Genomic DNA, 9,567 nt, shown 5'->3' on the forward strand with positions numbered 1-9,567 from the left:
GCGACCGCAGCTCTACAATCACGACGCCGACGGCTGGTTCGACACCGGCGATCTCGCACGGATCGACGCAGACGGCTACGTTCGTATCACGGGTCGGGCCAAGGACATCATCATCCGCGGCGGCGAGAACATCCCGGTAGTCGAAATCGAAGGCCTGATGTTCCGCCACCCGGCGGTGCAGGCCGTGGCGATCGTAGGCATCCCCGACCCGCGGCTCGGCGAGCGTGCCTGCGCGTTCGTCGTGCCGAAGCCCGGCCAACAAATCAGCTTCGAGCAAATGACGCAGTTTCTGGCCGATCAAAAAGTGGCGCGACAATATCTGCCCGAACGGCTGGAGATCGTGGCCGAATTGCCGCTGACGCCGAGCGGCAAGGTCCAGAAATTCAAGCTGCGCGAGATTGCGAAGGCGTTCGGCGCGTGAAGCGCATCGTGCAACGCGCCTTTCCCTCGCGTTGAAAGTGCGAGCGGTCAAGTAAGGACAATCAAGGGCTTACGCTGGATTTGGTAGCGGGGGAGGGACTCGAACCCCCGACCCCAGGATTATGATTCCCGTGCTCTAACCAGCTGAGCTACCCCGCCAAGGCTCGCGGGGCCGGTGACGGCCGTCTCGCGAACGCGCGGCATATAAGGAGGGGGTTGGGGGGCTGTCAAGCAAAGGTCCGCCTTCGCCAAGGCTTCGGCGGGATAAGCGGCGGCCACTGAAAGAGCCGCCTATTTCGGCCGCAAATTCGGGTCGCCGCCGGGGCTGCCGGGCGGCGGGATCACCGGGGTCTTGCCGGTGTCGGGGGTCGGAGCCCGCATCTCGGGGTCGACATCCGAGGGCGGACACAACACGCCGTCGGAGCGCGCGAGCTTGTCGCCGAGCGGTTCCCGCGCCTGGCCGGTGGTGGTGCCCGGCTTCACGGTGCCGCGCGGTGCGTCGGGGCGGGTCGGCGCGCAATCGGCCGGGCGCTGGGCCGCCGGCGGCGCGGTCCGTTGCTCCGGCGTCGCCGGCGACGGCGGCGCCTGCGCGAACGCCGCGCCGGGGACGCTCAGGAACAGGCTTGCGATGACGATCGTTGGTCTCGTGCACATGGGACCACAACGCGAGCGCAACCGCGCGCGTTCCGCCCCAGGAGATCACGATTTGCGGTAGCGGATCAGCGAAAAATGTCCCATCGGCGGCATCGGCCGCCGCTCGGCGAGCGTGATATGGCCGTGACGCGCAGCCCAGTTCACGAGCCGCGCCCACGGGAATTCCGGACGCCAGCCGAGCCGGCGCGCCAGCGGCGCGAACGCGAGTTCGAAGATCTTTCGTGGGCCGCTCTCGGCGCCGATGTGGTTGACCAGGATGAGCTCGCCGCCGGGTTTCAGCACGCGCACGAACTCGTCGAGCGTGCCTTCGGGATCCGGCACCGCGGTGATGACGTATTGCGCCACCACAGCGTCGAAGAAGCCGTCCGGGAAGGCGAGATGCTTGGCGTCCATCACGCTCAGCACCTCGACATTGCCGAGCTCGAGCTCGCGCACGCGCTTGAGCGCCCGGCGCAGCATCGGCTCGGAAATGTCGACGCCGCAGAGTTTCGTGGAGCGCGAATAATCCGACAGCGACAGCCCGGTGCCGACGCCGACGTCGAGGATGCGGCCGCCGATCCGGTCGGCCTCCGCGATCGTGGACTGACGGCCCTGGTCGAACACCTTGCCGAACACGAGATCGTAGACCGGCGCCCAGCGGCCATAGGCCTTCTCGACCCCGGCGCGCGAGATATCTGCTGCCATGCCCCCTGCCCCGGAAAAGATTCAGCCGCGCACGGCTTCCGCGAGCGGGCGCATGGCGCCGCTTGCAGCTTTGGCGGCGGCGCTCTGGATGAAGCCGCCGCCGAGCACGCGCGCCTGCCCCGTCGGCGCGTCGTAGAACACGCAGGCCTGTCCGGGCGAGACGCCCTCCTCGCCGCCGACCAGCTCGACCTCGTAACGGCCGTTGCCGCCGCGCAGCCACGCCGGCTGCGGCGCACGCGTCGAGCGCACGCGCACGAACATCTCGAGGCCTGCGCCGATCGCGGCATCGATGTCACTGTTCCCGAGCCAGTTGACGTCGCGCAGCACGATGCGATGCATCTTCAAGGCCTCGCGCGGGCCGACCACGACGCGGCGGGTCGAAGCCTCGAGCTTGATCACGTAGAGCGGCGAGCCGGAGGCGATCCCGAGCCCGCGGCGCTGGCCGACGGTGAAATTGGCGATGCCGTGATGGCTGCCGAGCACGCGTCCCCCGAGATCGACGATGTCGCCGGGCTCCATCGCGTTCGGCCGCAAGCGCGTGACGATGTCGGTGTAGCGCCCGGTCGGCACGAAGCAGATGTCCTGGCTGTCGTGCTTGTCGGCGACCGCGAGGCCGAACCGGCGCGCGAGCTCGCGCGTCTCTCCCTTCGTCATGTCGCCGAGGGGAAAGCGCAAGTAGTCGAGCTGCTCGCGCGTGGTCGCGAACAGAAAATAGCTCTGGTCGCGCTCGGCATCGGCCGCGCAGACCAGCGCGCGCGAGCCGTCGTCGAGCCGGCGCGAGGCGACGTAGTGGCCGGTCGCGAGCGCGACGGCGCCTAGCTCGCGCGCGGTCTTCAGGAGGTCGCGGAACTTGACCGAGCGGTTGCACTCGATGCACGGCACAGGCGTCTCGCCGAGCGCGTAAGAGTCGGCAAAATTGTCGATCACGGATTCGCGGAAGCGGTCCTCGTAGTCGAGCACGTAATGGGGAATGCCGAGCTTGGCCGCAACGTCGCGGGCGTCGTGAATGTCCTGGCCGGCGCAGCAGGCGCCCTTGCGATGGGTCGCAGCGCCATGGTCGTAGAGCTGCAGCGTGATGCCGACGACGTCGTAGCCTTCCGCCTTCAATAGCGCGGCCGTGGTCGAGGAATCGACGCCGCCGGACATGGCGACGACGACCCTGGTGTCCTGCGGACGGCCTTCGAGATCCAGACTGTTGAGCATGTTCTGTGTCGATGCGATCGCGGCAGGCGGCGCGGCTGCCGATCCAAATTTCCTCTTCGGACCTCCGCGATCGGGAACCCCATGAGGGTTCCGCGAGGCCGGCCCGGTCGAGCCAGACTTTAATATAGGCCGTATCCCCGTGACGCAATCACGCGCGCGGCCTTTACGGCGGCCGACAACGGCAAATCTTGCCGGGAGGCAGAAAAGGGATCGGTCCAGGCGGCTTCAATGGTCCTGTACGATTGATGTAAGATATTGATTTTATGTAATAAACTATCTCAACCCAAGCTGGCCCGCTCCTTGCTAACCCCTTTCTCCGAGATCATCGCAAGGGGTTGCCTGTGGTTAGCGTGTCGTCAGAAGTCGCCGCCAGCGTGCCGGTCCAGACCGCGCCCGCAAAATCCGTCCGGCCGCAGGCCTCGCAGGCGGACACCGGGTTCGGCGCGCTCGTCGACAGCAACACGACCGCGGCCACCAATGCGCAACCGCAGGACCCGGCGCCGCGGCGCACCGGCGGCGCCGCTCAGGCGGCTGATCGGGGCCCGCGCGATTCGTCGGCGAGCGACCAGCCCGCGCCGAGCCGGCAGACCGAGGCGACCGACGCCTCGGCCCCCGCATCCGATTCGGCCAAGGCGCCGGGCAAGACCAAGGGCAAGTCCGAGAGCAAGTCCGAGAGCAAGTCCGATGCGGCCGGCGCAAAGGCGAAGGCCGACGACGCCAAAGCCGACGGCAGCGCCGCCGCCGACGGCCTCACCGCCGCCGTGCCGTCAGCGGATCAATCGCAGATCGACGCCACGCAAGTCGCGCCCGATCCGGCCGCCCTGGTGGTCGCCGTCGCGGTCCCCGTCGCGCCGGCCGATACCGGCGCGGCCACGGGCCAGGCTGCATCCGATTCGCCGCTGACCATCGCCGCCGCCGGCCTCGCCGCCAGCGCCACGATCGCCGCGCAGATCGCAACGCCCGCGCAGATCAAGACCGAGACGTCCGGAGCGGCTGCGGATGCGGCCGCCAGGCCGGCCGATGCCGCGGCCGTGACGGCGGACCAGGACGCCGCCCTGCTTGCGACCTCCGGCGGCAAACCGGCCGATCCGCAGGCCAATACGGGGCTGACGGCCGCGGTCGCGCAGGCGACGCCGAAGACGTCGTTCAAGGCCGCGGTCACCGCGCAGCCCAACACGGACGCCTCCGATCTTACGGGCACGCCGGATACGGCCAAGCCTGACGCCGCCGCCAACGCAACGTTCAATCCGGCACAAACGCCGCAGGCCAATCCCGCGACGCATCCGCAGACGGCAAAGCCCGCCGTCGAGACCGGCGCGGAGACGTCCAAGGCCGCCGCGTCCGATCGTAGCGCGACGGTGCAGACCACGCCCTCCGCCCATGATCACGCAGCCGCCGCGCAGGCGCCCGCAGGTTCGGTCGATGCGAGCACGCAGGCGGCCTCCGCCTTGCAGGTGCCGCTGACGACGACGACCTCGACCGCAGGCGCCTCGACCGCCACGCTCACCGTCACCGCCGCCACGACCTCCGCGCCCGTTCCGCTTTCCGGCCTGCCGGTCGAGATCGCGGCCTCCGCGCGCAGCGGCAAGACCCGGTTCGAGATCAGCCTCGATCCGGTCGAGCTCGGCCGCATCGACGTCCGCATCTCGGTCGACCGCAACGGCCAGGTCACCTCGCATCTGACCGTCGAGCGGCCGGAGACGCTGTCGATGCTGCGGCAGGACGCGCCGCAATTGCAGCGCGCGCTCGACGACGCCGGGCTGAAGACCGGCGACGGCGGCCTGTCGTTCAGCCTGCGCGACCAGTCGTCATCGGGCCAGAACGGCAACGGCAGCGACACCGGAGGCAACGCCCGCCGCCTGATCATCAGCGACGACGAGACCCTTCCCGCCGCGGCCGTGGCCGGCCGCGGCTACGGCCGCATGCTCGGATCGAGCAGCGGCGTCGATATCAGAGTGTGAGGAGTTTTCGATGACAACCACAGCCAATGTCGCGCCTTCGGTCGTATCGGGCACGACCCAGACCAGTTCCTCGTCCTCTAACTCGTCGAGCCTGAGCTCGAGCACCGGCTCGACGCTCGCCGGCAATTTCCAGACCTTCTTGACGCTGCTGACCACACAGCTGCAGAACCAGAACCCGCTCGATCCGCTCGACACCAACCAGTTCACCCAGCAGCTCGTGCAGTTCGCCGGCGTCGAGCAGCAGCTCAAGACCAACGACACGCTGTCCACCCTGGTCTCGCTGCAGCAGACGGCGCAGGCGACCCAGGCGCTGAACTTCGTCGGCAAGACCGCCGTGGTCGACGGCTCGACCGCGACCATGACCGGCTCGTCGGCGACCTGGCACCTCAACATCCCGACCAGCTCGAATGTGAACATCACCATCGAGAACGCGAGCGGGCAGACCGTCTTTACGGGGGCCTATACCGCGGGACAGGGCTCCGACGTGCCGTTCACCTGGAACGGCCAGGGCACCGACGGCACGCAATGGCCGGACGGCAAGTACAAGCTGACGGCGACCGCCAAGGACGCCTCGGGCAATGCGGTGGCGATCTCGTCCCAGATCCAGGGCACAGTCTCCTCCGTCGACCTCACTCAGTCGCCCCCGCTATTGTCGATCGGCGGCCAGACCTACACGGTCAGCCAGGTCAAGAGCATCGTCAATTGAGGCCGCTCGACCCGGCCGGCGCCGGCGCGAAACGTTAGTAAAGTCTTTACGAAGGCCCGCCCGACAGGCCGGACGTACGCGTCCCGCCGGCCGGGTTCGGGCGCGTTCCCGCCATTTTCAACCAGAATTGTATTGATGCCTTAGGCTTAGCCAATTTTTAAGCCGGCCAGCGTAGGGTTGTGGCGTGAGTTCAGTGGTTGAGAGTTTGTGAGTACGCCATGACAGAACCCCATCGCCCGAGGGTCAAGTACGTCATCGGGCCGGACGGAAGTCCGTTGACAATTGCGGACCTGCCTGCGCCCGGGACCAAGCGCTGGGTCATCCGCCGCAAGGCCGAGGTCGTCGCCGCGGTTCGCGGCGGGCTCCTCTCCCTCGAGGAGGCCTGCAGCCGCTACACCCTGACGGTCGACGAATTCCTGTCCTGGCAGTTCTCCATCGATCAGCACGGCCTGGCCGGACTGCGCACCACCCGCATCCAGCAGTATCGCCAGTAAGCGATCCGCCAACCGAGCGCATTCGACGCAAATCGGCCTCGCCCCGCGAGGCCGATTTTTTCATGTCCGGACTTTTGTCGCAGCCCTTAACCTTCGTTAACCATATCGAAACCATCACCTAGGCAATAATTGCCCAGTCGGCCCCGCTCGAAGCGGCCGAATCTCTGGGGCGGTTGCTTGCAAGGTCTGTTGGACTTCCTGAAAGGTCTGGGCGCTGCGCGGTTCGCGGCGATGATCGCGGTTACCGCCGCGCTCATCGGCTTCTTCGCCTTCGTCATCATGCGCGTCACCACGCCGCAGATGACGACGCTCTTCACCGACCTCAGCGTCGAAGATTCTTCCAGCATCATCAAAGATCTGGAGCGCCAGGGCATCCAGTTCGAGCTGCGCAATGAGGGCAGCATCATCATGGTGCCCAAGGACAAGGTCACGCGGCTGCGCATGAAACTCGCCGAGGGCGGCATGCCCAAGGGCGGCGGCGTCGGCTACGAGGTGTTCGACAAGTCCGACGCGCTCGGCACCACGAGCTTCGTGCAGAACATCAACCATCTGCGCGCGCTGGAGGGCGAACTCGCCCGCACCATCCGCGCCATCGATCGCATCCAGGCCGCCCGCGTCCACCTCGTGCTGCCCGAGCGGCCGCTGTTCTCGCGCGAGGCGCCGGAACCGTCGGCTTCCATCGTGCTCAGGGTGCGCGGCTCGCTGGAGGCCCAGCAGATCCGCGCCATCCGCCACCTCGTCGCCTCCGCGGTCAACGGGCTGAAGCCGCAGCGGGTCTCCATCGTCGACGAGGCCGGCCAGCTCCTGGCCGACGGCGCGACGACGGACCCCGACCAGGCGGTCGGCGACGAACGCCGCGCCGCCTTCGAGAAGCGGATGCGCAAGCAGGTCGAGGACATCGTCTCCTCGGTGGTCGGCTCGGGCCGCGCCCGCGTGCAGCTCTCCGCCGATTTCGACTTCAACAAGATCACCCAGACCTCGGACAAGTTCGACCCCGAAGGCCGCGTGCTGCGCTCGAGCCAGACCCGTGAAGAAAGCAGCACGAGCGCCGAGAACAACGGCCAGGTCACGGTCAACAACGAGCTGCCGGGCAACGGCGCCGGCGGCAACGCGGCGCTGGCCAAGGACCAGAGCAAGAAGACCGAAGAGACCAACAATTACGAAATCTCCCGCACCACCAAGACCGAGGTGACCGAGGCCGGCCGGGTCAACCGAATCTCCGTCGCGGTGCTGGTCGACGGTATCTACACCAAGAATGACAAGGGCGAGCTCGCCTATCAGGACCGCACCAAGGAGCAGCTCGACCGCATCGCCACCCTGGTGCGCTCGGCGATCGGCTTCGACCAGAAGCGCGGCGACCAGGTCGAGGTCGTCAACCTGCGCTTCGCCGACGCGCCGTCGACCGCCCCGATCGGCGAGCCGACCGGCTTCCTCGGCATGCTGCAGTTCACCAAGGACGACGTCATGTACGTCATCGAGCTCGGCGTGATGATGGTGCTCGGCCTGATCGTGATGTTCATGGTGATCCGCCCGCTGGTCAAACGCATCCTCTCCTCCGACGAGGTTGCCGCCCTGACCGGCGTCCTGCCCGCGCCGGTGCCGGCCGGCGAGGCCGCGCCGGCCGCCGGCGGCCAGCCGCTGCTGCCGAGCGCCGCCGCCAACGCGATCGATGTCGCGACCGTCCAGGGCCAGGTCCACGCACAGTCCGTTCACCGCGTCGGCGAACTCGCCGAACGCAATCCCAACGAAACCGTCGCCATCATCCGGCAATGGCTGAGCGAACCCGCGAAATAATCCGAGAAGCAATCCGACATGGCCGCATCGCTGCAAAACGCCAACTCCAAGGACATCACCAGCGTGATCTCCACGCTCGGTGCCCGTCAGGGCAACCGGGAGAAGGCGGCCGAAGCCCTGTCGGGCTCCCGGCGCGCCGCGATCCTGATGTTGGCGCTGGGCGAGCAGTATGGCGGCAAGATCTGGTCGCTGCTCGACGACGACGAGGTGCGCCAGATCTCGATCGAGATGTCGACGCTCGGTACCGTCGAGGCCGACACGGTGGAGGACATGCTGCTCGAGTTCGTCTCGCGCATGTCGGCCTCTGGCGCGCTGATGGGCAATTTCGACGCCACCGAGCGACTGTTGCAGCAATACCTGGCGCCGGAGCGCGTCAGCGGCATCATGGACGAGATCCGCGGCCCCGCCGGCCGTAACATGTGGGAGAAGCTCTCCAACGTCCAGGAAGAGGTCCTCGCGAACTATCTGAAGAACGAATATCCGCAGACCATCGCGGTAGTGCTCTCGAAGCTGAAGCCGGAGCACGCCGCGCGCGTGCTCGGCATCCTGCCCGAGGAGCTCGCGCTCGATTGCGTCAACCGCATGCTGAAGATGGAGGCGGTGCAGAAGGAGGTCATCGAGAGCGTGGAGAAGACGCTGCGCGTCGAGTTCATGTCGAACCTGTCCCAAACGCGGCGCCGCGACGCCCACGAGGTGATGGCGGAAATCTTCAACAATTTCGACCGCCAGACCGAAACCCGCTTCATCACCGCGCTGGAAGAGGACAACCGCGAATCGGCCGAGCGCATCAAGGCGCTGATGTTCACCTTCGACGACCTCGTGAAGCTGGATTCCGGCTCGGCGCAGACACTGATGCGCAACGTCGACAAGGACAAGCTCGGCGTGGCGCTGAAGAGCGCCAACGAGGACGTCCGCAACTTCTTCTTCGGCAACATGTCCTCGCGCGCGGCCAAGATGCTGCAGGACGACATGGCGGCGATGGGACCGGTCCGGCTCCGCGACGTCGACGAGGCGCAGGCGCTCCTCGTCAACCTCGCCAAGGACCTCGCCGCCAAGGGCGAGATCATGCTGACCAAGAACCGCGCCGACGACGAGCTGGTATACTGATGGCGGCACCGGCGAAATTCCTGTTCAACGACGACTTCGGCGCCCCCGACAACGCGCGCGAGAAGGCGGCGACCGCCGCCGAGATCGCCGAGAAGGTCGCCGCCGCCGAGGCGCGCGCCTATCAGGCCGGCTTCGACGCCGGCCAGCGCGAGGCGAAGGCCGAGAGCGACCGCCGGGTGGCGCTCGCGATGGAGGAGATCGCAATCGCCGTGCGGGGCATCGCGGCAAGCTTTGCCAGCGTCGAGAACAAGATGGAGACCGAGGCCGTCGACGTCGCGGTCGCGGTGGCGCGAAAGCTGTGCGCCGACCTGATCGCCGCCGAGCCGCTCGGCGAGATCATCGCGCTGGTGCGCGACTGCTTCTCGCACCTGGTCTCGACGCCGCATCTGGTCGTCCGCATCAATGACGCGCTCTACGACAGCGCGCGCGAGAAGATCGAGCGGTTGGCCAAACAGAGCGGATTCGAGGGCCGGCTGGTGATCCTGGCCGAGCCCGAGATTGCGACCGGCGACTGCCGGATCGAATGGGCCGACGGCGGCGTCGT

At 67.4% G+C, this 9,567-nt stretch carries 9 protein-coding genes, 1 tRNA gene and 1 pseudogene; 7 read left to right on the forward strand and 4 right to left on the reverse strand.

The features are described from left to right. Positions 1 to 421, forward strand: a pseudogene (locus tag KGM94_RS19945) (AMP-binding protein); the annotation flags it as partial. A gap of 81 nt (positions 422 to 502) precedes the next feature. On the opposite strand, the gene KGM94_RS19950 reads toward KGM94_RS19945, so the two are convergent. The 4 genes from KGM94_RS19950 to mnmA form a co-directional block, all read right to left on the reverse strand. Next, positions 503 to 579: transfer RNA gene (locus KGM94_RS19950), tRNA-Met, on the reverse strand. A 132-nt stretch (positions 580 to 711) separates the two neighbouring features. Continuing rightward, the gene (locus KGM94_RS19955; RefSeq protein WP_300263281.1) at positions 712 to 1,074 is read right to left on the reverse strand and encodes a hypothetical protein; all 363 of its coding nucleotides are present in this window, start codon (positions 1,072 to 1,074) and stop codon (positions 712 to 714) included. Positions 1,075 to 1,119: 45 nt separating this feature from the next. After that, positions 1,120 to 1,758 (reverse strand): class I SAM-dependent methyltransferase, encoded by a 639-nt coding sequence (locus KGM94_RS19960; RefSeq protein WP_300263283.1) that lies wholly within the window; start codon positions 1,756 to 1,758, stop codon positions 1,120 to 1,122. Positions 1,759 to 1,779: 21 nt separating this feature from the next. After that, complete coding sequence (gene mnmA / locus KGM94_RS19965; RefSeq protein WP_300263286.1) at positions 1,780 to 2,961, reverse strand: tRNA 2-thiouridine(34) synthase MnmA; 1,182 nt, start codon at positions 2,959 to 2,961, stop codon at positions 1,780 to 1,782. A gap of 350 nt (positions 2,962 to 3,311) precedes the next feature. Between mnmA and KGM94_RS19970 the strand changes: the two genes are divergently transcribed. The 6 genes from KGM94_RS19970 to KGM94_RS19995 all read left to right on the forward strand — a co-directional run. Continuing rightward, positions 3,312 to 4,922, forward strand: coding sequence for a flagellar hook-length control protein FliK (locus KGM94_RS19970; RefSeq protein WP_366526259.1), 1,611 nt, complete (start codon positions 3,312 to 3,314; stop codon positions 4,920 to 4,922). Between the two features lie 10 nt (positions 4,923 to 4,932). Next, a complete protein-coding gene (locus tag KGM94_RS19975; RefSeq protein WP_300263289.1) occupies positions 4,933 to 5,628 on the forward strand; it encodes a flagellar hook capping FlgD N-terminal domain-containing protein in 696 nt (231 codons plus the stop codon). A 218-nt stretch (positions 5,629 to 5,846) separates the two neighbouring features. Further along, positions 5,847 to 6,122, forward strand: coding sequence for a DUF1153 domain-containing protein (locus tag KGM94_RS19980; RefSeq protein ID WP_002714638.1), 276 nt, complete (start codon positions 5,847 to 5,849; stop codon positions 6,120 to 6,122). Between the two features lie 177 nt (positions 6,123 to 6,299). Continuing rightward, positions 6,300 to 7,916, forward strand: coding sequence for a flagellar basal-body MS-ring/collar protein FliF (gene fliF, locus KGM94_RS19985; protein ID WP_300263291.1), 1,617 nt, complete (start codon positions 6,300 to 6,302; stop codon positions 7,914 to 7,916). 18 nt (positions 7,917 to 7,934) lie between these two features. Next, entirely contained in the window at positions 7,935 to 9,023 is a 1,089-nt protein-coding gene (gene fliG, locus KGM94_RS19990; protein WP_300263293.1) for a flagellar motor switch protein FliG, read from the forward strand. Next, positions 9,023 to 9,567: FliH/SctL family protein (locus tag KGM94_RS19995; RefSeq protein WP_300263295.1), on the forward strand; the 545-nt coding region annotated here is incomplete at its 3' end. The genes fliG and KGM94_RS19995, both read left to right, overlap by 1 nt.

The organism is Bradyrhizobium sp. (assembly GCF_028868675.1).
Taxonomy (GTDB): domain Bacteria; phylum Pseudomonadota; class Alphaproteobacteria; order Rhizobiales; family Xanthobacteraceae; genus Bradyrhizobium.

Coding starts and splice junctions, on each gene's coding strand:
- KGM94_RS19955 (WP_300263281.1), bottom strand. CDS start 1,074: ATGTGCACGAGACCAACGATCGTCATCGCAAGCCTGTTCCTGAGCGTC.
- KGM94_RS19960 (WP_300263283.1), bottom strand. CDS start 1,758: ATGGCAGCAGATATCTCGCGCGCCGGGGTCGAGAAGGCCTATGGCCGC.
- mnmA (WP_300263286.1), bottom strand. CDS start 2,961: ATGCTCAACAGTCTGGATCTCGAAGGCCGTCCGCAGGACACCAGGGTC.
- KGM94_RS19975 (WP_300263289.1), top strand. CDS start 4,933: ATGACAACCACAGCCAATGTCGCGCCTTCGGTCGTATCGGGCACGACC.
- KGM94_RS19980 (WP_002714638.1), top strand. CDS start 5,847: ATGACAGAACCCCATCGCCCGAGGGTCAAGTACGTCATCGGGCCGGAC.
- fliG (WP_300263293.1), top strand. CDS start 7,935: ATGGCCGCATCGCTGCAAAACGCCAACTCCAAGGACATCACCAGCGTG.